Raw genomic sequence first — 22,757 nt, 5'->3', positions numbered from 1 at the left:
AAGCCGCAGCCGGGCGTAGCATTAAACGATAGCCATTCAGACTCTGGGAGGAGATGGAATGAGCAATCAGTTTCTCGGGACGGTTGACCACATCAACGAGACGAAGACTGCAGCGCCGAAAATTAAAGGCATGCATCACATCGCCTATCGCTGCCGGGACGCGGAAGAGACGCGTAAATTCTACGTCGATCTCCTCGGCCTGAAGCAGTCGGCGGCGCTTGCCTTCGACAAGGATCCCGGTGGCCGCGACCGGCCTTACATGCACCTCTTCTTCGAGATGGGCGACGGCAACTTCATCGCATTTTTCGATGAGCCTACAAGCGCTTCCGATGATGTCTTCAGAATGAAGGACGGAATCGAGGACTATCACTTCGCCTTCGAAGTTGAGACGAAGGATGAGCAAGACGCATTCATAAAGCGACTTGGTGAAGCGAAGGTACCGGTCTTCGGCCCGATCAACCATCACTTCTGCCACTCGATCTACTTCTTTGATCCAAATGGTCTTTCCTGCGAAATCACCCTGAAAGACGCCAGGCATGATGAAATCCTCGCGGACGAAGCGTCGCGCGCGGATGTCATCATGAAGGCCTGGAGCGAGAAAACGCGGGCGATCAAGGAAGCAAAACTGAGCGTGTTCAAGGCAGCCGATTAGGCAACCTAGAACGCCATCGCAAAACCAAGGCTGACGATATCGGCAGAAGCCGATACACGGCCTGTCAAATTCCCGCGTAACTGATTGTTCGGGTCGGCGGTCGTTTGCGCGATCGTCGTATCCGGAGCAAATACATGCGTATACGCAGCGTTGATCGTGGTCGCATCGGTGAGCTTGTAGCCGGCACCGAGAGATGCCCAATAGCGATCAGAGTCCGGAATGCGGGGACCACGCGTTGCGGCACTCGGAATAACGCCCTCGTCATAAGCAACGCCTGCTCGCAGCGTCCATTGATCGGTCGGGCGATAGGTGGCGCCAAGCGACAGGAACCAACTGTTCTTCCAGTCCTCTCGCGTCACATCGGTCTTCTGCGACGGATTGTCGAAGATGATCTGGATCTGATCGAACCGGCTCCAATGCGTCCAGTCGGCTTCCGCCCCCAGCGTCCATTGTGGCGTGAGGTCGTAATCGACACCCAGAGTGATCGTTTCCGGCAATGAGATTGGCGCGCGCGCACCCGTATCGACCAACTGTCCTGAAATGCCAGACAGAATCTGTCCCTGCGGGCTCAGCGTGAAATCGGCCGCGCCCCTGAGGTCCACATCCATCTTCGAGCGATAGCCAATGCCGATACGCGTATCGGGGCGGGGCGTCAGCAGAACGCCTAGCGTATAGCCATATGCCCAGTCATCGCCCTTGACCGAAATCAGGCTATCAGCAGCGGAGGTGCCTGGAGGAGCAAGAGCGCCGCCACTTGCCGTGCCTATATCGATAAAGCTCGAAAGCCGCGCGTCGATATACATGGCGCGAAAACCGGCGCCGAATGAAATCCAGTCCGCAGCCTTCCACGCAATCTGCGGGCTGATCTCCACGGACCTCACGCGCGAGCCGAAGCCGTGATAGCGGCCAATGAAGTCCGCATCCGCCTGCGTCTCAAAACCAAAGGGCGAATTGACGGAGAGGCCGAGGAACCAGTCAGGCGTGAATTCCCACGATCCGGAAAAGGCGGGGACATAGCCGGTCTTGATAAGGTTGCCGCCATCGCCGCCGGTGATGGGCGTGCCGAGTATCGTCGAGGCGCTTTGCGGCGAGAAATCGGCCTGCCCGAGGACGACAGAAAAATCGCCGACGACATGCATGCCGGGAAACAGCGTCAGCGTCGCGGGATTGAAGTAACTGGAGGAAATGTCTTCGCCACCTGCGGCAACTCCCGCATAGGCATTTCCTTGTGATGATGTGGATTGTTCGTGAACGGCAAAGCCGGCAGCAAAAGCCGTTTGCCCAAGCGGTAAGATTGCACTTACGCCTGCGGCAGCCATGATTTTCCAATAACGCATGGGTGAGCTCTCCCCACGCAGCACGTCTTAGGTGTTGCAAATAAATACCAGCCAGTTGGTATCTGGCTGGATAACGATCATTACACAGAAAGGTTCCGAAATTTTTCGCGCAATGTTCGTACACTTGAGGCCGAGGATCATGCTGGCGCAGTCAGCAAGGAGGCGCGAGCAATCTGAGGCGCTCGCGCCCTCATTTTTTCTTTTCTTCCATCCACCATGTGTCGCTCCGATAGCCATAGAGCGAGGTGCGATCGGGATATTTGACCTTGTCCCACAGGGCGACCCACTGATTGGGCGAGTAGAACAGCGGAATGACATAATTGCCGGAGAGCAGAACGCGGTCGAGCGCGCGAACGGCACTGACGAAATCCTCACGGGACCGCGCCGCAAGCAGAGCCGATATCATTGCATCGACCGCAGCATCCTTTATGCCCATGAAATTATACGTACCCGGCACATCCGCCGTATCCGCTCCCCAACGAAAACTCTGCTCATTGCCCGGCGAAAGCGAAGCCTGCCACTCGAAAAAGATCATGTCGTAGTCATAGGCATCGAGCCTGCCTTGATACTGGCTGGGATCGACGTTACGCACGCGCGCATCGATACCCGCTCTGCGCGCCATGTTGGAATAGACGAGAGCGAGCCGTTCATTCGACGGTGTTGCCACCAGAATTTCAAAGCCGAGCGGCACACCGCTTTGCGCGTCCACGACCTTGCCATTGCGAACCACATAGCCCGCTTCGCGCAGCAGCGAGATTGCCTTGACACGATTGGCCCGATTTTGCCCCGATGCGTCACCCTTCGGCGCTTCATAGCCACGCACCATGATCGAGGGCGTGACTGCATTCGGGAACGGCTTCAGCAAGGCACGTTCGCGAAAGTTTGCCGTGCGTCTATGCGATGAAAGCTCCGAATTGTCGAAGTAGCTTTCGGTCCGTTTGTAGAGCCCGTGATAGAGCGTGCGATTGACCCACTCGAAATCGAACAGATAGGTCAGCGCCTCGCGCACCCGGCGATCTGCAAAAACAGGGCGGCGTGTATTGAACACCAGTGCGCGCATGCCGGATGGAAGAGCGGTGTTGAAAACGGCTTTCTTGACGCGCCCGTCCTTCACCGCTGGAAAATCATATTCGGTCGTCCAGCGCCCCGGATCATCCTCCGGCCGAACATCATAGAGCCCGGCCTTGAAGGCCTCGAAGGAGGCATTCGTATCGCGATAATAATCATAGACGAGGCGGTCGAAGTTCCCCATCCCGCGATTGACGGCAAGATCGCGGCCCCAATAATTCGGATCGCGCGCGTAAACGATGCGCGCGCCGGGTTTGATCGACTCGATAATGTATCGCCCGCTGCCGACAGCCATCTCAAACCCCGACTGGTCGAAGCGCCGCGTCTCATAAACATGTTTCGGCAGGATCGGCATGAGGCCGAGGATCAGCGGCAATTCGCGATCCGGGCCGCTGCCGTCAGGCTCCGAAGCGATGATAAATTTGACGCTCCGGGCATCGGGGCGCTCGATCCGCACCACCTTGGAGAAATAGCTTTTGTAATTGGGACGCCCTTTGTCGCGCAGCGTCTCCAGCGAATAGATGACGTCGTCGACGGTAACAGGCTGCCCATCTGAAAAGCGGGCTTCAGCGCGCAAACGAAACGTGACCGAGCTTCGGTCTTCGGGCGTTTCAATCGTTTCAGCAAGCAGGCCGTAAAGGCTGAAAGGCTCGTCATAGCTTCGCGCCATCAGGCTCTCGAAGACATATTCACGCAAACCCACCGCCGCCGTTCCACGAACGATGAAGGGATTGAGGCTGTCGAATGTTCCGACCGCGCCATAGCGCACCGTGCCGCCCTTGGGCGCATCGGGGTTTACATAGGCAAAATGCTGGAAGCCCTCCCGGTAGAGCGGCTCTCCATGCATGGCAATCGCGTGGCGAGGACTTGCCTGCGTGAGCGAAGAAAAGAGAAACAGGGCCCCGAAAATAGCCCCCCAAAAAACGCTGACTTCCAGTCGCAAGACGACAGTCCTTATCCCGTAACGCCGCTATTTTGGACAAATGTGGCCTCGATGCGAGGCCACCTCCTTAATTTGGCGGCAAGCTTACTGGTATCATGTATGGATTCGGGGCTGCTTAAACGTTCGGGGATATATCTATAATCTTCCGGCCCGGTCTGGGCGCCAAGTGGCACTCAGGGCACCGGGATGTCCGCAGAAAGGATCACCACTATGTTTTTTCGTCGCGCAGCGCTAGGCGCAGCCGCGGCCATGTTCATGGCATCCACCTTTGTATTTTCCGCAAGCGCAGAAGAACCGGCCAAGCCCGCCCCGGCAGCCGACGCCGCGCATGCAGCGCCTGAGACAAAGCCCGTCATCAAGACTTTCGGCACCTGGAGCACACGTTGCGAGGAGGACGTGAAGACCAAGAAGCTCGCCGATTGCCATGCCTTCATCGATGTGCGCGCCGGCGACCAGAAGCAGCAAATTCTTTATCTGGGCATCGGCTATCTGCCCAAGAAGCCGGGTGAATTCTTCGCCTTCGCCATGACGCCTCTCGGAACGATCCTGCCGCCGGGCGTCGGCCTCAATATCGACGACAAGGTGAAGTTCGGCGGTCCCTACGCCTTCTGCATCCCGCTGGGCTGCCAGGCGGACATCAAGCTGACCGACGAACAGCTAAAGGGGTTGAAGTCCGGCAAGCAGCTTGAAGTGCTGTTTCGTCTGATGGGGCAGGGCGTTGTGAAAGTCCCGGTCAAGCTCGACGGCCTGTCTGCCGCTCTCGCATCGCTGCCGAAGCCACCCAAAACCTAATCGTTGCGCGTGGGGGAGAATACGCTGCGGAGCCAGCCTCCAATCGTGTTCTCCCTCAGGATATAGCGCATCAGATTGTCCATATCGCGCGCCATGCGTTCGGGCTCACGAAAGAGCTCGGCACGTTTGCGCAAGGGCATTGCCGGATCGAGCGCGCGCACCACACGCGCCGGGTTTCCCGCCGCGATGCAATTGGCCGGAATGTCTTTCGTCACGACCGAGCCCGCGCCGATGATGCTGTTCTCGCCGATCGTAACGCCCTTGCCGACGATGACACGAACGCCAAGCCACGCATTGTCGCCGATCACGATAGGTGCGTGCTTCTCAAGCTCGCGTGTGCGGTCATAGGTGTCGTGCCAGTCGGAATCGGAGATGTAGCAACCGCTCGCGAACATGGTGTTGCTGCCGATGCTGATGCTTTCCGACGCGACGATATGCGTGCCGGGGCTGATCAGCACATAGTCGCCGATGCTGATGCGGCCTTCGCGGCCATCTGTCGTCCAGGTGCATAGCCGGGTCATGTTGCCCCGCGCGGCATGAATATGCGCATGGCAACCGACACGAATATTCCCGCCGAAGATTTCAAGATCGCGCGGGCTGGTCACGCTCAATCCAGCGCCGACCTCATCGAAAGCCGGAACGAGGAACCGCTGCGTATAGAAGCGCACATAGGCGTCCTGAATGCGGCGAATGAAATATGGTCGCCTGTCGCGCCGCACGGATCCGTTCTCCTTCGATGGGAAAGCCGCTTCAGTGAGCGGTCTTCATACGGATTGTATAGACGCCGTCGCGCATCGGTCCAAATAATTCGCGGACCTGCGGATGGCGCAAAGGCTCGCCGCTATCATCCGCCAGCAGGTTCTGCTCGGAGACATAGGCGACATATTCCGTGTCCGCGTTTTCGGCCAGCAGGTGGTAATAGGGCTGGTCCTTGCGCGGGCGCACCTCTTCCGGGATCGACAGCCACCATTTCTCGGTGTTGTTGAACGTCGGATCGACGTCGAAAATGACGCCGCGAAAAGGGTAATACCTGTGGCGAACGATCTGTCCGATCTGAAACTTCGCCTGCCGGTTGATCTCCATAGGTCGTCCACGCTCCACAAATCTGATGCCACAGAGTAACAGGCGCGGGTGTAAAGCGGAAATCCCGACCGGCAGCGCAACGGCATTACGGGCGAGCAGGCGTCAGTGCCTGCAATTCGCGGCAGCCAATGACCTTCACGCCCTGATCCTCAAGGTGGCGGCGAAGCTCGCCCGACGCCAGAAGCTCATAATCGGAAACGCGCGAACGCCAGTCCGGGCAGATGGCGCGAAGCTCCGCCGTGTCGAGGGCAGGGTGAAACAGCGCATATCCGATCTGACCGGGACCGACCTTGTCGACCATTTCCCGCGTCCGCGCCGCACGGTCATCTTCGATCGAAAGAGAGAGCTGCAAGACGCGATCGAGCATCGGAACATTGCGCTGCTCGAGATCGCGGCCCGCCGCCACAAAGAAATCACTCGCCGCCTTGTCGTTGAGCATCCGGCTCCATTGGCCTTCATCGAGCCGCAATGCGAAAGGCAGCAAGCCCGCATCAAGAGCCGCCGTGACAAAGGCGATATAAAGACGCGGATGCATGACCGAGCCCATATGCGTATCGAGATGCGTCGCCGCGATACCCGCTTCCAGCGCCATCGCGATCTGCATGCGCAACTCGACGGACGCTGCGACCGGGTCCGCCAATGCGCCGGCATCCTCGGACGTCCGGTGAAAGGCGCGCTCGCTATCCATGAGGCCGGAAGCCGGATCGCGCGTTGAAACTGGGCCCCAGCGATAGCCGGGCCACTCGCTGGTCAATGTTGCATGCACGCCAAGATCGGCATCAGGGTTCGCGCGTGCCCAGGCAGCGGTGGCGCGGAACCAGGGGCAGGGCACCATGACCGAGCCGCAGGTGACAGCCTTGCGCGCCCACAAATCGACAAAGGCATCCAGTGAGGCGCCGCACATGCCGACATCGTCGACATGGAGAATGACAACCCTGTCGTTCGCCTCGAAACCAAGTCGCTCAATCGCCGGATTGGCCGCAATTTTCGTGTCTATATCCATTTTTATCGCACTCCCCCCATCGCCGCGATTGCGTTGCGGCCTTGCAGGCCCAATATGCCATCATTGCCATTGGCCGGGAATCTGAAGGTTCCACGGAAAAAATCTGGAGATATACATGAGTCGATCCGTAGCCCCGCTGTTCAGCCCGTTTGCGTTCAACGGGCTCGAACTGCCAAACCGCGTTGTCATGGCCCCCATGACCCGTTCGAAATCGCCGGAAGGAATTCCCGGACCCGAAGTCGCCGCTTACTATCGCCGCCGCGCGGAAAACGAAACCGGCCTCATCATCACCGAGGGAACGACCGTCAACGATCCGGTCTCGACGATGGACGCGGCTGTACCCAACTTTTACGGCGAGTCGCTGAAAGGCTGGAAGCGCGTCGTGGAAGAGGTGCATGGCGTTGGCGGCAAGATCATGCCGCAGCTCTGGCATGTGGGCATGGCGCGCAATCCCTCGCGCGCACCTTTCCCCGAGCTGCCGAGTGCCGGGCCGTCCGGCCTTGCAAAGCCCGGCAAGCGCGTATCCGAGCCGATGACGAAAGAGCATGTGCAGAAGGTCATCGACGCCTTTGGCAGCGCCGCCGCTGACGCGCGCGAAATCGGTTTCGATGGCGTCGAAGTACACGGCGCCCACGGCTATCTGATCGATCAGTTCTTCTGGGAAGGCCTCAACGAACGCGAGGACGAGTTCGGCGGCAGCATGCGCGCGCGCACCGAATTCGGCGTCAAGATCATCGAGGCGATCCGCCGCGAGACGGGCAAGGACTATCCGCTGATCTTGCGTTTCTCGCAGTGGAAGCAGCAGGACTACACGGCGAAGCTCGCGCCGACGCCGGAACTGCTCGGTGAATTCCTGAAGCCGCTTTCGGATGCAGGCGTCGATTGCTTCCACGCCTCGACGCGCCGCTTCTGGGAGCCGGAGTTTGAAGGCTCGACGCTCAACCTGGCGGGCTGGACGAAGAAGCTGACGGGCAAGCCGGTGATCACGGTCGGCAGCGTCAGCCTGTCCGGCGATTTCATCGGCGGCTTTGGCGGGGAGTCGTCGCAGGCGACTGGCATCGACGATTTGCTGGAACGGCTGGAGAAGGGCGAGTTCGATCTCGTCGCCGTCGGTCGCGCGCTGCTCGTCGATCCCGAATGGGCGCGCAAGGTGCACGAAGGCCGCTTCGATGCGCTGATGCCGTTCAAGCCGGAAGCGCTCGCGACGCTGTCGTAATGCAATCGATCGTGGCCCGGCTTCAACCGGGCCACGATCACTTCATCTGAAACTAGAACTCGTAAGCCTTGGCAAGATCGGCATCGCGCGACGAAACCTTCTTCGCCAGATCGACCATGACCTTGGCCTGCTTCCAGGTCGCATCATCCTGCATCTTGCCATCGATCATGGCGACGCCTGTGCCGTCCGGCATGGCGGCCAAAATCTTCTTTGCAAAAAGCACTTCCGCCGGATCGGGGCTGAAGACTTTCTTGGCAATCGCGATCTGCCCAGGATGCAGCGTCCATGCGCCGACGCAGCCCATCAGGAATGCGTTTCGGAACTGCTGCTCGCAGGCTTCCAGATCCTGAATATCGCCGAAGGGACCATAGAAGGGGCTGATGCCGTTGGACACGCAGGCATCGACCATCTTCGCGAAGGTGTAGTGCCAGAGGTCCTGCTGTGCATAAGCACGCTTGCCGCCATCCGCGCGCGGATCTTCGAGAACGCCATAGCCGGGATGCCCGCCACCGACGCGCGTCGTCTTCATGCGGCGCGACGCGGCAAGGTCCGCAGGCCCGAGGCTCATGCCGTGCATGCGCGATGATGCCGACGCGATGTCCTCGACATTCTTCACGCCCTGCGCCGTTTCGAGGATCGCGTGAATGAGGATCGGCTTGCGGATCGAATGCTTTGCCTCGAGTTGCGCAAGAAGCTGATCGAGATAGTGAATATCCCACGCGCCTTCGACCTTCGGCAGCATGACGACATCGACCTTGTTGCCGACAGCCGCAACGATTTCTGTAATGTCGTCGAGCATCCACGGGCTGTTCAGCGGATTGATGCGCGTCCAGAGCCGCGTCTGGCCGAACTCATGCGCCTGCGCCGTCTCGATGAAGCCCTTGCGCGCCGCATCCTTCGCATCGGCCGGGATCGCGTCCTCAAGATTGCCGAGGAGAACGTCCACTTGCGGGATCATCTCGCCGACCTTGGCGCGGACCCTTTCATTGTGCCCCGGAAAGAAATGGATCATGCGCTCAAGCGCCACGGGCAACTCGCGATAGGGTTCCGGCGCGCCAATGGCGAGGGGTTTGTAGAAATCCGAAGGCAATTTCATGGGAAATCCGCTGGTCTAAAGAGGGATGCGGCAGTCTAGAACGCGTACCGCGAAAGTGTAAGTGGTTTTGCAAGCATGACCGCGCAAGCCATTGAACCTGCGCCCAAATTTAATCTGACGGACGCCATTTGCGAGCACATTCTGGCCGGACGATCCTTTCCGTCCTGAAATTTGGATCGCGCGCCCGATGAGCTAGCATTTCCGTGCGGCGGCAAAGCCGCGTTCAAATTGGAGGCGATCATGACAGATGTCTCAAAATCCCGGCTCATCATTCCAACGTCGATTGCGTTCACCGCAGCGCTTTTCTCCATCGGCATCGCCGCGAGCGATGCCTCGGCAGCCACCCCGAAGCAACTCGTCGTCGTGGAGCGCGCAACGACAGACAGCACTCTGGACCTCGGCGCGAAGGGTGACAGCGCGGGCGACGTCCTCACTTTTGCAAACGAGATATTCGACAAGGCGAACAAGGAAAAGATCGGGGCGGATAACGGCTATTGCGTGCGCGTCGTTGCCGGCAAGGCGTGGGAATGCATCTGGACCCTGACGCTCGCCAAGGGTCAGATCACCGTCGAGGGGCCGTTCCTCGATTCAGGCGACTCCACGCTCGCAATCACCGGCGGCACCGGCGAATACGCGCATGTTCGCGGCGACATGCTGCTCCATGCGCGCAACTCTCAGGGAAGCGAATACGACTTCACCTACAATCTGCGCGAATAGCTCGCTCTCAGCGGCTGGCGGTAATCTGCGCGCGGACCGGGCCTGCTGCGCTGAAAGTGAGAATGCCGATAACGGATGCGACAGCAATCAGCAGATAGGCCGATTGGTAGCCGCCCGCGCGCTCATAAAGCAGGCCGATAAGTGCCGGGCCTGCGGCATTGGCGCAAGTCGTGATCATCTGTGCGAGCGACAGGATGCGCGCATAAGCTTTGAGCCCGAAGGCTTCCGCCATGATGAGCGGCTGCATCATCTGCATATTGCCGACCGTCGCACCGAACATGGCCGACACGATCAGCAGCGCCGTCACGCCTTCCGCAAAGGCAAACAGCGTGAACGAAACAGCCTGCAGAACGAAGACCGCTTGCAGATAGCGCTTGGACGAAACGCGCGACAAAACCGATCCGCCGACCAAACGCCCCGTGACACTCGCCGCCGCCATCACCGAAACGGCAAGCGCGGCAATGTGGTCGTCGCCCGTTCGCGTCGAGACGAGGCGGAACTGGTGCGCGAGGCAGCCGACCTGCGCCATCATCGAGAACACATAGGAGGTCGTGAACATGATGAAAAAGCGGCTGCGAACTGCATCCGCAAACGAGACGCCATCGGGCGCGAGCATCTGGCCGTCGGCGCCGAGCACCGGCGCATCGCCGTCGGGTGTCAGTCCCATGGACGCAGGGGAGGGGCGCAGGAAAATCCACGAGATCGGCACCGTGCCAAGGATAAGAACGAGAGCGAGCCAGTAGCTCGCGTCACCAAGGCCGATGCGCTGGATCAGTGTCGCCGAAATGGGCGTGAAGATGATGCCGCCCAGCGACAGGCCGGTCGATGCATAGGCGATGGCGCGCGCGCGTTGGCGATTGAACCAGCGGGCGACAAGCGTGATGCCGGGAATGACGGCGACGGCAGCATTACCGATACCGAAAAGAATGTAGAAGGCATAGAGCTGCCAAAGCTCGCGCACATGGCCTGCCGATGCGAGCGCGGTGGCCGCGCAAATGGCGCCGAATGTGATGATGATGCGCGGATCGTAGCGATCCATCAGCCAGCCGACGCCAAGCCCCGCCAGACCGCCCGCCACAAAGAATGAAGCCGTTGCGTTCGACACTGCGGAAACCGAAAAGCCGTTATGCGTAACGAAGGCTTTGAGGAAGATCGACAGGTTGTAAAAAATCAGACCGCAAGACACGGTCTGCGAAAGGAAGACCGCACCGACGATATACCAGCCATAGAAAAGACCGCCTTTGGGGCGGCCCTCATTATGGTCAGGGGAGGCGCTTCCGGCGCTCATCTCTCCGTACAACTCCAGCAAACAGCGGATAAGCGGCTTACTTACGCCTTTTACGCCACGCTACAAGTGCAAAAACCGCGCACCCTAAAAGCTAGTCGGCGGCTTCCGTCAACTTCTTGAGTTCTGCCGCCATGGCGACCTTGAAATGGTCGCGGTCAGTGATGCGGTGATCGCCTTGCGCATAGGCCTTGGCGTTCTCGAAATAGAACGCGGCATTCATGGCATTGGCGGTTCCGTTGTCGCGCGTGCGAATGACCTTGGCGGGCGAGCCTGCGACGATGGAATTTTCAGGAATGACCGTGCCTTCAGTCACGATGGAATGCCCGGCGACAATTGAGTTCGCGCCGATCTTCACGCCGTCCATCAGTGTCGCATTGATCCCGATCAGGCAATTGTCGCCAATGTCGGCGCCGTGGATCGTGCAGTGATGCGTGATCGAGCAATTTTCGCCGATGATCGTCGGCGTCGCATTGCCGACATGGATCATCACGAAATCCTGAATGTTCGTCCGCTTGCCGATGCGAACTTCATGCATCTCGCTTCGAATGACGACATAGGGCCAGAGCGACGCGCCTTCGCCGATATGGACCTTGCCATAGACAAGCGCCGTCTCGTGAATGAAGGCGGGATTGTCGAGAACCACATCCGGCCCGAAATTTCTTTTGTTCATTCTATCTACCATCAATAAGGGCGCGAACCGGACCGGCGGCCCATATGAGCGCGAAGGCAAGCGCCGAAGCGGCCGCCATCGTCAGAAATGCGGCGTGATATCCCCCGGCTTGCGCATAGAGAAGCCCCATCGCCATCGGCCCGCTGGCAACACCCGTCACCGTGCAAAGCTGATTGATCGAGAATATCCGCCCATAGGCCTTCAGACCAAATGCCTCGGCGCTCATCAGCGGTGCCATCATCAGCAGATTGCCGACCGTGCATCCGAACAATATCGAGATCGCAATGAGGGCCGTCGCCGTTTCGGCAAATGCAAAAAGTACAAGCACAATGCCTTGCGCGATCACAAGCGCGACAACAAAACCGCGTGACGAAATATAGGCAAGCGCCCAGCCGCCAATGAGCCGGCCCACAATGCTCGCGCCCGCCATGGCGGCAAGCGAAAGCGCGGCAGTGTCGTCGCTGCCCGTGCGGCTTGCAACGAGGCTGAAGAGATGAGCGATGGTGCCGACCTGCGCCATCATCGCGAAGATGAAGGTGAGCGTCATCAAAATGAAAAAGCGACTGCGGATCGCGGTTTCAAAATCGATGCCGTCAGCCATGAGGGGAACGCCATGGGCGTCGCGCGCAATGGGATCGCCATCGGGGCCCATTCCAAAGTCGAGCGGGCTCGGCCGGATCATCAACCAGGTGATCGGAATGATGCCGACGATGAAAATCAGCGCGAGCCACGGCGCAGCGCCGGAAAGGCCGAGCTGCGCAATAAGCTTCGCCGAAATCGGCGTGAACAGAATGCCGCCAAGCGACAAGCCGGTCGATGCAATGGAAAGCGCCTGCGAACGCCGCCGCGCAAACCATCGCGCCACCAGCGTCGTGCCGGGGATAAGCGCACATGCCGAGTAGCCGACGCCGAACACGGCATAAAACAAATATAGCTGCCAGAGCGCGTGAACATGCGCGGCGGCAAACATCGTCGCGCCGCTCAGAATTGCGCCGCCCGTGATAATCCAGCGAACGTCATAGCGTTCGATAAGCGCGCCGACACCAAGCCCCGCAACGCCGCTCGCCACGAAAAAGCAGGCCGTCGCCGTCGATGCGGCGGAAACCGAAAAGCCGCCCTGATCGACAAAGGCTTTCAGATAGACGGAGAGATTGTAGAAACCGAGGCCAGACCCGACGCTGAGCACAACCAGGACCGCCGCAACGACATACCAGCCATAAAAAATGCCCGTACTCGGGCTGTGTTCATTCATCTGCTTTTTCACTCTTCGCCTTTTGCGGGGGGCATAGTCGTGTCCCCGCTCATTCCGCACAAGGGCCAATGGCAGGGCGATGCCGGTCCACGTCGCTTTTCCGCCGGACTGGCGCCGCGCGGAACATTCGGATAAGGATTCTCGACCGGCCACAAGACCGGAATACAGGGAGTATCGTCCATGAAATTCTACAATTCGATCGGGCCCAATCCGCGCGTCGTGAAAATGTTCATGAAGGAAAAGGGCATCGAGATTCCTTTCGAGGAAGTCGACCTGATGAAGGGCGACAATCGCAAGGAACCCTATCTGTCCAAGAACCCAAGCGGGCAAACGCCGGCGCTGGAGCTGGACAATGGTTCAGTGCTCGCCGAAATCACGGCCATTTGCGAATATCTGGACGAAAAATATCCCGGAAAATCGCTGATCGGAACCTCGGCGGAAGAGCGCGCGGAAACGCGCATGTGGACGCGGCGTGTCGATCTGAACATCTGCGAGCCGCTGACCACCGGTTTCCGTTTTGCCGAAGGCCTGCCGCTTTTCAAGGATCGTATGGTCTGCCGTCCTGAAGCTGCCGAAGGCCTCAAGGCGATAGCGCAGGACAAGATCACCTGGATCGACAAGCTGCTGGCTGGCAAGGAATTCCTTGCAGGCAACAGAATGACGCTTGCCGACATCCTGCTCTTCGTCTTCCTCGATTTCGGCGCGAGCGTTGGGCAGCCGCTCAATTCAGCGAACGCCAATGTCGTCGCCTGGTTCGAGCGCATGAAAGCGCGCCCAAGCGCGGCGGCCAGCGCCTGAGCCGAAGCTCGGTTGATTATTGGAAAGGCCGGCTCCCCGGGATGCCGGCCTTTCTTACATCAATTTCATAATTCTCGACGTCGACGGCCTTTCCCTGAACCCGCTGACACGCTAGCCTAGTAAAGGCAGCTTACTATCTCGGGAGGATGGGTATGAGGGCCTTTGCACGGAGCCTGCTCGCAGCAGCTATCAGCCTCGCCTTCATTGGCGGGCTGGCACCGCAGCGCGTTGTCGCGGCGGATAACGTCGAAGACTACCTCAAATGCCCCATGTCATCGGAGATCAAGAACAAGGACGGCGCGATGGGTTGGTGGTATCGGCGTTCGGCCGAACAGCAACGCATCATTCTCGCACTTCCGTGTGAGGAGCGTTTTGTTCCCATCGTTTGCGTATTCCTCTACGACCCCGATCTGATCGGATGTTCCAACAAGGGAATCGCTGAATACCGCGCCAACAAAGCCTGCGAAGCCAAGGGGCTCGATCTGCTGTCGCAGGAAATGGCGGACTGCAAAGAGAAGTTCAAGAAGACGTTCAAGCAACCGTTCTCCGCAACCACGAGCTGAACGGTTATCCTGCCGTTTGGCAGGTCAGGGGTACCTAAAGGGAGGAAGTAACTAATGAAGAGTTTCGTACAGGCGTTTTTTGCATTGGCTTTCGGGTTGATCGCATGGACCGCCTTGCCGTCGTCGGCTCTTGCCGACAAAGCGCCGGATTGCATGCAGAGCGATACGCGAAAACTATCCGACGAGCGCCTTCAGGAATGGTGGGACAAGCGCACGCCCGAGCAGCAGACCTATATTCGCGACCTGCCTTGCAAGGAGCGCTATATCCCCATGGTCTGCATTTTCCTGTTCGACCGGGATCTGAAGGGCTGCACCAATAACGGCGTCGCGGAATTCCGGGCGAATGCGGCATGTCAGGCAAAAGGCTACGACCTGATGTCTGAAGAGATGGCGGACTGCAAGGAAACGTTTAAAAAGACCTTCAAGAAGCCTTTCGCCTGAGAGTAGTAACTTGAAATCATCCGACACACACACTGCAGGCGATTTCGATCTGGAATCGGAATCGCCTGCAGCGATAACACTTGGCAAAAAAGTGCTGGCTGTTGATGCGGAGCGGGGATACGTCCGCGCGTCATATGTGGCTGGCGACAATTTCGTCAATCGGGGAGGGCGCATCTATGGCGGCTTCCTCGCGGCGATGCTTGACGGCCTGTGCGGGCACGCGGTGCGGCTCACGCATCGCGTGCCCGGCACGCCGCAAGTGACGCTCGAACTCAAGACGAGCTTCATCGGTCGGGCGGATAAAGGCATTCTGATCGGCGAGGGCTTCGTGCGCCATCGCGGCAAGTCCATCGCTTTTGCTGAAGCCGAACTCCGCAACGAGCAGGGCGAACTCGTCGCCCGCGCCAGCGCGACCTTCAAGATCGGCACCTGACGCGGCACTTTTATCCGGCGGTCTTGGCCGGCCGGAGCTTTTTCGCTTTATCACATTGAACGTCGTAATCAGCTGAGCGATCCTGCTTACGCCAGAAGGAGGATCCATGCCGACCGACAAGCCGACAAATGTTGAGTTCACGCCTTTCGCCGAGAGCGGCGGCTTCATCGCCCACAATGGGCCCTACTGCTGGGCCGAAGAACCTTCTGGGGAATACGTCTACGGCTTCCAAAGCGATGCCCGCCACGGCAATCCGAACGGTGTCCTGCACGGCGCTGCCATCACGACTTTCGTTGACACGTTCCTGGGCCATGCTGTGGTCGCCCAGACGGAGCGTCTGTGTGCGACCGTGACCTTGAATGTTCAGTTCGTCGCCGGCGCGCCGGCTGGTGGCTGGGTTTCAGGCCGGGCCCGACTGCGCAAACTTACGCGCACCATGGCCTTCCTCGATGCCGAGGTCAGCGTCGGGGATAAGCTGTTGCTGATCGCGACGGCCGTATTTCGGGTATTCGAGGCACCATCGGCAGGTGCCGCCGCGCAATGACAGACCTCACGGCGCGCGCCCATTTGCACAGGACATGATCATGAAGACCAATGAAGAGATCGTGCGAGACTTTATCGCCGCGTGGTCACGCCTCAACGTCGAAGAAATCGTCACCTGCTTCACGCCTGACGGCACCTATCACAACATGATGAATGCGCCGGTCAGTGGCCACGACAATCTGCGGCGGTTCATCGGCGGGTTCATCAAGGACTGGACGCGGACGTCGTGGGATGTCCTGAACATCGTCGTCCAGGGCAACATCGTCATGGCCGAACGTCTCGACAGGATCTGGATCGGCGGCAAGAGCGTCGACCTGCCATGCTGCGGCGTATTTGTGCTCGACGATGGCAAGATTCGCATGTGGCGCGACTATTTCGATCTCGCGACTTACGCGCGCGCCATCGCTGCCAACCACTGAAAGCCCAACTGCCGATCAGCCGCTCTCGCAACGACAGGTTGGCGGAGGGGGTGGGATTCGAACCCACGGTACCCGCGAGGGCACGCCGGTTTTCAAGACCGGTGCCTTAAACCACTCGGCCACCCCTCCGTCGGGCTAATGGCTACATGCTTCCGGCGATCGACTCAAGTCACCAACTGCACAGGAAGCCTAACTCGTCGCGGCATGTTATCGTTTTTCCAGTGCCATCGGATGAAGAGCCTGGTCCATGCCGATTGACTTCAGCACCGTCTTTAATGCGCTGCCGGATGCCTATCTCTTGTTGAGCGCGGACAGCGACTTCACTGTCCTGGCCGCAAGCGATATTCAGCTTCAGGTAACCCATGGCCGTCGCGAAGACGTCATCGGAAAACGCCTTTTCGACCTGCTGCCGACAGACGAACAACACCCCCTTGCGGAAAACATTCGCAATCTGCGCGCCTCGCTCGAAAAGGTGCTGGCGACGGGCAGCCTGGATGTGTTGCCGGTCCAGCCTTATCTCGTGTCCGACCCCAATCACCCCGATATCGCAGAAGAGCGCCATGGGCGCCTTGTCAATACACCTGCGCTCGGTTCCGACGGCCAGATCCGCTACATCATCCACAGGGTCCAGGACGCCACCGAATCGATAAGACGGCAGCGCGAGAACGACACCCGCCTGCGCCTTGCGACGCGCACCGCCGATATCGGCTCATGGGAATATGAGCCGGAAAGCGATCTTTTCGAGCGCAGCGCTTTCATCGACGAACTGTTCGGATTTGCCCCCGGTGAAGCAGGCCCCTATGCGGCAGCCCTCCTCAACCGTATCCACCCGGACGATCTCGAGGCCGCGCGCACGCATTTACGCAGCATTTTCAGCCATCCCGAGCTCAACGGCGCGCGTTTCGACTTTCGCGTCATCCTGCCAGACGGCTCCATTCGCTGGATCATTTCTCGCGGTGAAATCATGCAGGACCGCCCGGGTCGCACCGCGCGCCTCATCGGCGTCGCACTGGACGCAACGATCGAGCGCGAACGCGAACAGGCGCTTGAGGCCGCGCTGGCCGAACGCGAAGTATGGTTGCGGCAGAAGGATCTTCTGTTTCGAGAGGTCAATCATCGCGTCAAGAACAGCCTTCAGCTCGTCATCAGCATTTTGAACCTGCAGGCCAACGACGCGCGAAACGAAACGGTGCGCGAGCATCTTTTATCCGCGGGGCTGCGGATCGCCGCGATCATGGGCGTGCATGAGCGGCTCTATCAAAGCGAGAACGTCACAACGGTCGAGATAGACAAATATCTGCGCCGCCTATGTTCCGACATCACCACATCGACCAATGGCGGTGCTGGAGATTGCTGGATCGATATCGAAGCCGACCCGCTCGAACTGCCGATCGAGCTTGCCGTGCCCATCGCGCTCATCGTCAATGAACTTGTCACCAATGCTGTGAAGCACGCCTATCCCGATGGCGGGGGACCTGTGCGTCTGGAACTGCGCGGCGAAAGCGACGGCTATATCCGCCTGCTCGTCGCGGACAAGGGCGTCGGCTTTGATACGGCCTCGAGCGGAAAAGGTCTGGGCTCAAGGTTGATCCCCGGCCTCGCGAGACAATTGCGCGGCCAGCTCGAAGTTGAGAATCTCAACCCCGGCTATCAGGTCACGCTCCGAATTCCCCCAGCGTCTGCGAGTTACTGAATCTCAGTCCGCAACTTGCGGCACGTCGGCAGTTTTCTTGAGCGCATCTGCCGGGCGGATGCGCCCGCTCACCGCGTCGCCCGCATCCGACGCCAGCGGAATGAAGAAAAACAGCGACAGAAAACTGATGCAGGCAATAAAGAAATAGGCCGGGCTGAAATCGCTCGCGATCAGTGTCTCTCTGCCGCTCAGGCTGAGCGTGACATGCAAGACCAGCGCGCCAATGCCGACGCCGAAACTCAACGACAATTGCTGCGCAACGCTTGAGAGCGTCGTGGCGCGGCTCATGCGCGGATTATCTATGTCCGCATAGGCGATTGTATTGAGGCTCGTGAATTGCAGCGACCGGAAGAAGCCGCCGACAAGAAGCGTCAGGATGATGAAGAGGTGCGACGTCGAGGGCGTGAAGAAGCCGTAAGACGCCATGAACGCCGCGCAAATGAACGTGTTTGCAATCAATATGTTGCGATAGCCAAAGCGCCGGATAATTGGCGCGGCTGCAATTTTCATTGTGATTGCCCCTGCGGCGCCGGCAAACGTAATCATGCCTGAAGCAAATGGCGTCAGCCCGAATCCGAGCTGCAGCATGAGAGGCGTGAGGAACGGCAATGCGCCAAGACCCATGCGGAAGATAAATCCACCGACGATGCTGGAACGAAATGTCGGAATCCGAAACAATGTCAGGTCGATGATCGGCGCCGGATTTATGCGCGTATGCCGATAATAAAGGCCGAGAAGCGCGACGCCGATCACGAGCAATGCGATCACGACCGAATTGGGCAAAATTCCGCGCCCGGCATTTTCAAAGCCGAACATGGTTGCCGCAACGCCGAGACTGACAATCACAAACCCGAACGAGTCAAAGTGCTCCCTGCGTTCCTCTTTTATGTTGTCGATATATTTATACGCCAGCGCCAATCCCAGAATGCCGATTGGAATATTGATGAGAAATATCCAGCGCCAGCTTCCATAAGTTGAAATGAAACCGCCGAGCGGCGGCCCGAGCATGGGGCCGATGAGCGCTGGCACGGTGAGCCATGCCATGGCGTTCACAAGGTCGTGCTTGGGGATCGTCCGTAAGATGACCAATCGGCCGACGGGCACCATCATGGCGCCGCCCACCCCTTGAAGGATGCGGGCGAGGACGAACTCCGGCAGGTTCGACACTGCCGAGCACGCGATGGAGCCGAGCGTGAAGACCACAATCGCCGAGCAGAAAACCTTGCGCGCGCCGAAACGGTCCGCCATCCAGCCGGACAGCGGAATGAATATGCCCAGCGCCAGCAAATAGGAGGTGATGGCCAGATTGAGGCGCAGCGGATTTTCGCCGAACGACTGTGCAATCGCAGGCAGCGAGGTCGACACGACGGTCGAATCCAGGTTCTCCATGAAAAGCGCGCAGGCGACAATCAGGGGAATGAGAAAGCGCTGGGAAACCGCCGCACCTGCCATACCTGGCCATCCTGACAAATCGGCATGCCCGGATCGGAGGGCAGCGGATATCGCAAAATCGGCCTAATCGCTTGAAATCCAAGGCCGATGTCTTGCGCGGGTGCGCTTTCTAGACCCCCGATGCCCACCCCCGCAAGCAGGACCGTGAATTTCCCGAGCCAATTAACGACAAAACTGTTTTGCCAGCGAGGCCGATGCTTGCCAGAATGGCACAAAAGAGGGTGGGGAAGCCCTAGACGACAGTAACAGGGGGGATAGTCGTGTTGCCGGATCTCACGTCAACTTGGATTCCGCTGAGCCTGCTTGCGGTGCTCTGCGCGTATATGGCCGTTTTGTTCCAGCGGGAACGTCGCATGTCGCATGAACTCGATGCGGCAGAGACGACAATTTCGGTGGCGGCTCCGGCGGTTCATGGCGGGGGCCATGCGCCTGCGCCCGCCCATCACGCCGCACCGGCAATGCATTCACCTGCTGAACCCGCGCCGGTCAGGAAAAAGCCTCGGCTGCTGTGGCGGACCGCCAGCATCTGGTTGCCCTTTACCGCCGGTTTTGCGGGGCAGGCCTACCTGAACATAATCCGTCCGCTCATCGAAAAAATGGCGGGCTGAGCGGCCTTACAGCAACGAAAGCTCGGGCAGGGCGCCATTGGCCGCGAGCCTAAGAACGCCGTCAATGATGCGCTCAGGCTCGCGGACACCGCCATGCACCAGCAGCATGCGGGCCTTGGCGACCATGTCGTCCGATGAAAGGGGAGCCTCAGGGTCGCCCTTCGCATTTGTGCGCGCTGCGGCCAGCTCCGTTCCGTCGGCGAGCATGACCCGAACCTGAGAGCCCCAGGCGCGGGGATAGGTGGACCGGTAAGGCTCTTCGGCTGCAATGCGAACGCGAAGCGCGAGGGCGGCGCAGCGCGTCCGTGCCTCGGCACCGAAGGCTGCAAAATCGACCTTCGGATAGAGAAGGGCAGCCGCCACCGCATGCTGAAGCGAAAACTTCGCCTCATAATCGCTGGTCGCGACCGGGCGGTCGCAAACATCGAGCGCGGCCTGATAGGTGCCGACTTCAATGGTCCGGATCGCATCCTCCCCGCACGCGCCGAGCCTTACCCGCAACTCTTCAGCCGCATCAATGGCCGGATGGGTATGGCGGCAGGACGGCCAGGGCTTGATGGAAGTGCGCAGAAGCTGCCAGGGCGCGTCGGGATCGGCCAGAACCGCAGACGGCACGGCATCGGGGCAGGCGGCGCGGAAGAAGCCCTTTTCCCCTTCAAGGATGCGCGGAGGGCCGCTGAAGCCGAAGGCGGCAAGCTCGGCCGCCTTGAGCCCGGCCTCGGCCGCATGGCCCGCATGGAGATGCTTCGTCATCGCGCCCGTCTCCAGAAACTGCCAGAGACCGGCGGACTGGCTGCCCGCATTGCCAAGCGCATCGACCGTCTGCTCGTCGGTGAGGCCGAGCAGGGCAGCGGCGGCCATTGCAGAGCCATAGGGGCCGCAGGTCGCCGTATTGTGCCAGATGCGGTAATGGGCGGCGCCAACCGCCATGCCCACGCGGGTTGTCGCCTCAAAGCCGTGCAAGACGGACTGAAGCAGGGCGCGGCCCGAAACATATCGCTCCTCACCAAGCGCCCAGGCCGCCGGAACGACCACGCAGCCGGGATGAACCACGGATTCCCGGTGCAGATCGTCGGTTTCGAGGATGTGACAAAGGCCGCCCATCAGGAAGGCCATGCGGTCGGCATCGGGGGCGACATTGGAAGCGCCCTTCGACCGCGCCCAGTTGAGCATCACCTTGCCCGGCTCGGAATTGCGCCCGGCGAGAATATTGGCAATGGCGTCCAGCGTGAACATGGCCGCCGCATCGAGGTCGGCCTGAGCGATGGGCTTGCCCCGGATCAGCTTTACCAGCCCCTCTGTCAGCGACGCATCGGCGACAGTTTTCGACGTGTTCCGGACCTGCTCTGCACTCTGGACGCTCATGATCTTCTCCCCGCGGCTGAGGCCAATCGTTAGCGCGGCACGAGGCTAAAGGGAAGCTTTCGGGCAGATAGTCTCGGGAGCGCGGCTTGCCGCCCAACTATCTGCTGACTATAAGGTTTTCCACGCGTTCGCGCCTATTGAGTCGCTCACCGATAATCGGGAAACTCCGATTGTGTCACCTGTGATCTGCATCGACGAGCGATCGCGCGAAACTAGGGGTATCTGAATGAGCGTTGCGAAAAGCCTGTCTGGATGGTCGTTTAGGCCGCTGCACGGCGCGCTCGCCTTGATTATGGTGCCCCTGTTTCTTGCGGGCTGCAGCACCACCAAAGAGAAGCCCTCTGTGCCGACAGGCGAGGGCGGCTATTACAAGGTCGGCAAGCCCTATCAGATCGCCGGCGTCTGGTATTACCCCAAAGAAGATGAGCGCTATGACGCCACGGGCATCGGCTCGTGGTACGGGCCGCAGTTTCACGGCAAGCGCACCGCCAATGGCGAATTCTTCGATCAGGAACAACTGACAGCCGCCCATCCGACGCTGCCCATGCCGGTTCTGGTGCGCGTGACCAATCTCGAAAACGGTCGCTCGGTCGTCGTGCGCGTCAATGATCGCGGCCCCTTCGTCAACGGACGCGAAATCGACCTGTCGCGCAAGGCAGCAGAACTTCTCGGCTATGATCGTCAGGGTACGGCACGTGTGCGCGTCCAGTTCGTCGGCCGCGCGCCGCTACCCGGCATCCCCGGCACCTCGACAACGCAGATCGCCGGTCAGGATAGTTTCACGGCTCCCAAGCCTGTCATGGACGAGAGCGAGAAGCGCTCGATCAACGTCGCCAAGACGACGTCTGTCGTGGCAACGACGCTGGCCCCGCCGCCCGGTGTGAAGACCGCGCCCGCAAATGCGGTCGCCTCGCTTCCCGCGCCCACCACTCCCTCGACGATGCGCCCCGTCGAAGATGCAGGCCTGCAGCCGCCGGAGCCCGATGGCACCGTCGAGCAGGTTCCCGTGCCGCCGCGCACCAGCATCTTTGTGCAGGCTGGATCATTCCGCAATTTCACGAATGCGGAGAGCGTGCGTCAGAAAATGCTGTCGCAAGGCGTGCAGAATGTTCAGGTATCGCCGACCATGGTCGATGGTGTGAAATATTATCGCGTGCGCGTCGGGCCGCTGTCCGATGTATCGACCGCAGACGCCTCGATGAAGACGCTGACGCAAAACGGTCATGCAGGCGCTCGTATTGTTGTCGAGTAAGACAAGCGCCGGGTAGACTACCAGACGCCCGCAAACGAATTTTCTCAATTCCCCCGACGATAAAGAAAGTGCC

General features: G+C 59.6%; 24 protein-coding genes and 1 tRNA gene. 13 read left to right on the top strand and 12 right to left on the bottom strand.

Annotated features, from left to right (window positions below):
- The first annotated feature begins 58 nt into the window (after positions 1-58).
- Positions 59-652: a VOC family protein gene (locus tag WA943_RS13105; RefSeq protein ID WP_424470328.1), complete on the top strand. Its 594-nt coding sequence runs from the start codon at positions 59-61 to the stop codon at positions 650-652.
- Positions 653-657: 5 nt separating this feature from the next.
- Here WA943_RS13105 and WA943_RS13100 read toward each other — a convergent pair whose 3' ends face one another.
- A complete protein-coding gene (locus tag WA943_RS13100) occupies positions 658-1,989 on the bottom strand; it encodes an OmpP1/FadL family transporter (RefSeq protein WP_424470327.1) in 1,332 nt (443 codons plus the stop codon).
- 190 nt (positions 1,990-2,179) lie between these two features.
- Complete coding sequence (locus WA943_RS13095; RefSeq protein ID WP_424470326.1) at positions 2,180-3,904, bottom strand: extracellular solute-binding protein; 1,725 nt, start codon at positions 3,902-3,904, stop codon at positions 2,180-2,182.
- Positions 3,905-4,255: 351 nt separating this feature from the next.
- Here WA943_RS13095 and WA943_RS13090 point away from each other — a divergent pair, with 351 nt between their 5' ends.
- Positions 4,256-4,792, top strand: coding sequence for an invasion associated locus B family protein (locus WA943_RS13090; RefSeq protein ID WP_424470325.1), 537 nt, complete (start codon positions 4,256-4,258; stop codon positions 4,790-4,792).
- Here WA943_RS13090 and WA943_RS13085 read toward each other — a convergent pair.
- The 3 genes from WA943_RS13085 to WA943_RS13075 form a co-directional block, all read right to left on the bottom strand.
- The gene (locus tag WA943_RS13085; RefSeq protein ID WP_424470324.1) at positions 4,789-5,511 is read right to left on the bottom strand and encodes an acyltransferase; all 723 of its coding nucleotides are present in this window, start codon (positions 5,509-5,511) and stop codon (positions 4,789-4,791) included. The two genes, WA943_RS13090 and WA943_RS13085, sit on opposite strands and share 4 nt — an antisense overlap.
- Before the next feature lie 31 nt (positions 5,512-5,542).
- Complete coding sequence (gene hspQ / locus WA943_RS13080; protein ID WP_424470323.1) at positions 5,543-5,875, bottom strand: heat shock protein HspQ; 333 nt, start codon at positions 5,873-5,875, stop codon at positions 5,543-5,545.
- An 85-nt stretch (positions 5,876-5,960) separates the two neighbouring features.
- The gene (locus WA943_RS13075) at positions 5,961-6,878 is read right to left on the bottom strand and encodes a ChbG/HpnK family deacetylase (RefSeq protein ID WP_424470322.1); all 918 of its coding nucleotides are present in this window, start codon (positions 6,876-6,878) and stop codon (positions 5,961-5,963) included.
- Between the two features lie 115 nt (positions 6,879-6,993).
- Between WA943_RS13075 and WA943_RS13070 the strand changes: the two genes are divergently transcribed.
- Positions 6,994-8,094 (top strand): NADH:flavin oxidoreductase, encoded by a 1,101-nt coding sequence (locus WA943_RS13070; protein WP_424470321.1) that lies wholly within the window; start codon positions 6,994-6,996, stop codon positions 8,092-8,094.
- 52 nt (positions 8,095-8,146) lie between these two features.
- Here the strand turns inward: WA943_RS13070 and WA943_RS13065 are convergent, their stop codons facing one another.
- The gene (locus WA943_RS13065; protein WP_424470320.1) at positions 8,147-9,190 is read right to left on the bottom strand and encodes an HpcH/HpaI aldolase/citrate lyase family protein; all 1,044 of its coding nucleotides are present in this window, start codon (positions 9,188-9,190) and stop codon (positions 8,147-8,149) included.
- 240 nt (positions 9,191-9,430) lie between these two features.
- On the opposite strand from WA943_RS13065, the gene WA943_RS13060 reads away from it, so the two are divergent.
- A complete protein-coding gene (locus WA943_RS13060; RefSeq protein ID WP_424470319.1) occupies positions 9,431-9,907 on the top strand; it encodes an allene oxide cyclase family protein in 477 nt (158 codons plus the stop codon).
- A gap of 7 nt (positions 9,908-9,914) precedes the next feature.
- On the opposite strand, the gene WA943_RS13055 is transcribed toward WA943_RS13060, so the two are convergent.
- From WA943_RS13055 to WA943_RS13045, 3 genes are all read right to left on the bottom strand, one after another.
- Entirely contained in the window at positions 9,915-11,195 is a 1,281-nt protein-coding gene (locus WA943_RS13055) for an MFS transporter (RefSeq protein ID WP_424470318.1), read from the bottom strand.
- Between the two features lie 91 nt (positions 11,196-11,286).
- Positions 11,287-11,865 carry a gamma carbonic anhydrase family protein gene (locus WA943_RS13050; RefSeq protein ID WP_424470317.1) on the bottom strand — a complete coding sequence of 193 codons (579 nt, stop codon included), beginning with the start codon at positions 11,863-11,865 and terminating at the stop codon, positions 11,287-11,289.
- A 1-nt stretch (position 11,866) separates the two neighbouring features.
- Positions 11,867-13,129 carry an MFS transporter gene (locus WA943_RS13045; RefSeq protein ID WP_424470316.1) on the bottom strand — a complete coding sequence of 421 codons (1,263 nt, stop codon included), beginning with the start codon at positions 13,127-13,129 and terminating at the stop codon, positions 11,867-11,869.
- 168 nt (positions 13,130-13,297) lie between these two features.
- Between WA943_RS13045 and WA943_RS13040 the strand changes: the two genes are divergently transcribed.
- From WA943_RS13040 to WA943_RS13015, 6 genes are all read left to right on the top strand, one after another.
- Positions 13,298-13,915, top strand: a complete 618-nt coding sequence (locus WA943_RS13040) for a glutathione S-transferase family protein (protein ID WP_424470315.1) — start codon at positions 13,298-13,300, stop codon at positions 13,913-13,915.
- Positions 13,916-14,067: 152 nt separating this feature from the next.
- Entirely contained in the window at positions 14,068-14,478 is a 411-nt protein-coding gene (locus WA943_RS13035) for a hypothetical protein (protein WP_424470314.1), read from the top strand.
- Between the two features lie 54 nt (positions 14,479-14,532).
- Positions 14,533-14,919 (top strand): hypothetical protein, encoded by a 387-nt coding sequence (locus WA943_RS13030; RefSeq protein ID WP_424470313.1) that lies wholly within the window; start codon positions 14,533-14,535, stop codon positions 14,917-14,919.
- Positions 14,920-14,929: 10 nt separating this feature from the next.
- Positions 14,930-15,352, top strand: coding sequence for a PaaI family thioesterase (locus WA943_RS13025; protein ID WP_424470312.1), 423 nt, complete (start codon positions 14,930-14,932; stop codon positions 15,350-15,352).
- 106 nt (positions 15,353-15,458) lie between these two features.
- Complete coding sequence (locus tag WA943_RS13020) at positions 15,459-15,896, top strand: PaaI family thioesterase (RefSeq protein ID WP_424470311.1); 438 nt, start codon at positions 15,459-15,461, stop codon at positions 15,894-15,896.
- A gap of 40 nt (positions 15,897-15,936) precedes the next feature.
- Positions 15,937-16,314, top strand: coding sequence for a nuclear transport factor 2 family protein (locus tag WA943_RS13015; RefSeq protein ID WP_424470310.1), 378 nt, complete (start codon positions 15,937-15,939; stop codon positions 16,312-16,314).
- Positions 16,315-16,353: 39 nt separating this feature from the next.
- Here WA943_RS13015 and WA943_RS13010 read toward each other — a convergent pair.
- Positions 16,354-16,443 (bottom strand) — tRNA-Ser (locus WA943_RS13010).
- 118 nt (positions 16,444-16,561) lie between these two features.
- Between WA943_RS13010 and WA943_RS13005 the strand changes: the two genes are divergently transcribed.
- Complete coding sequence (locus WA943_RS13005) at positions 16,562-18,007, top strand: sensor histidine kinase (RefSeq protein WP_424470309.1); 1,446 nt, start codon at positions 16,562-16,564, stop codon at positions 18,005-18,007.
- A 3-nt stretch (positions 18,008-18,010) separates the two neighbouring features.
- Here the strand turns inward: WA943_RS13005 and WA943_RS13000 are convergent, their stop codons facing one another.
- Positions 18,011-19,459, bottom strand: a complete 1,449-nt coding sequence (locus tag WA943_RS13000) for a DHA2 family efflux MFS transporter permease subunit (RefSeq protein WP_424470308.1) — start codon at positions 19,457-19,459, stop codon at positions 18,011-18,013.
- 353 nt (positions 19,460-19,812) lie between these two features.
- On the opposite strand from WA943_RS13000, the gene WA943_RS12995 reads away from it, so the two are divergent.
- Positions 19,813-20,067 (top strand): hypothetical protein, encoded by a 255-nt coding sequence (locus WA943_RS12995; RefSeq protein WP_424470307.1) that lies wholly within the window; start codon positions 19,813-19,815, stop codon positions 20,065-20,067.
- A gap of 6 nt (positions 20,068-20,073) precedes the next feature.
- Here WA943_RS12995 and WA943_RS12990 read toward each other — a convergent pair whose 3' ends face one another.
- Positions 20,074-21,432, bottom strand: a complete 1,359-nt coding sequence (locus WA943_RS12990) for an MmgE/PrpD family protein (RefSeq protein ID WP_424470306.1) — start codon at positions 21,430-21,432, stop codon at positions 20,074-20,076.
- Positions 21,433-21,658: 226 nt separating this feature from the next.
- On the opposite strand from WA943_RS12990, the gene WA943_RS12985 reads away from it, so the two are divergent.
- Positions 21,659-22,684, top strand: coding sequence for a septal ring lytic transglycosylase RlpA family protein (locus WA943_RS12985; protein WP_424470305.1), 1,026 nt, complete (start codon positions 21,659-21,661; stop codon positions 22,682-22,684).
- The last annotated feature ends 73 nt before the right edge of the window (positions 22,685-22,757 follow it).

The sequence above is a fragment of the Parvibaculum sp. genome, from assembly GCF_049651025.1.
Lineage (GTDB): Bacteria > Pseudomonadota > Alphaproteobacteria > Parvibaculales > Parvibaculaceae > Parvibaculum.
The sequence above is the reverse complement of the archived record's forward strand: the minus strand, read 5'-3'. Positions and strand labels throughout refer to the sequence as shown.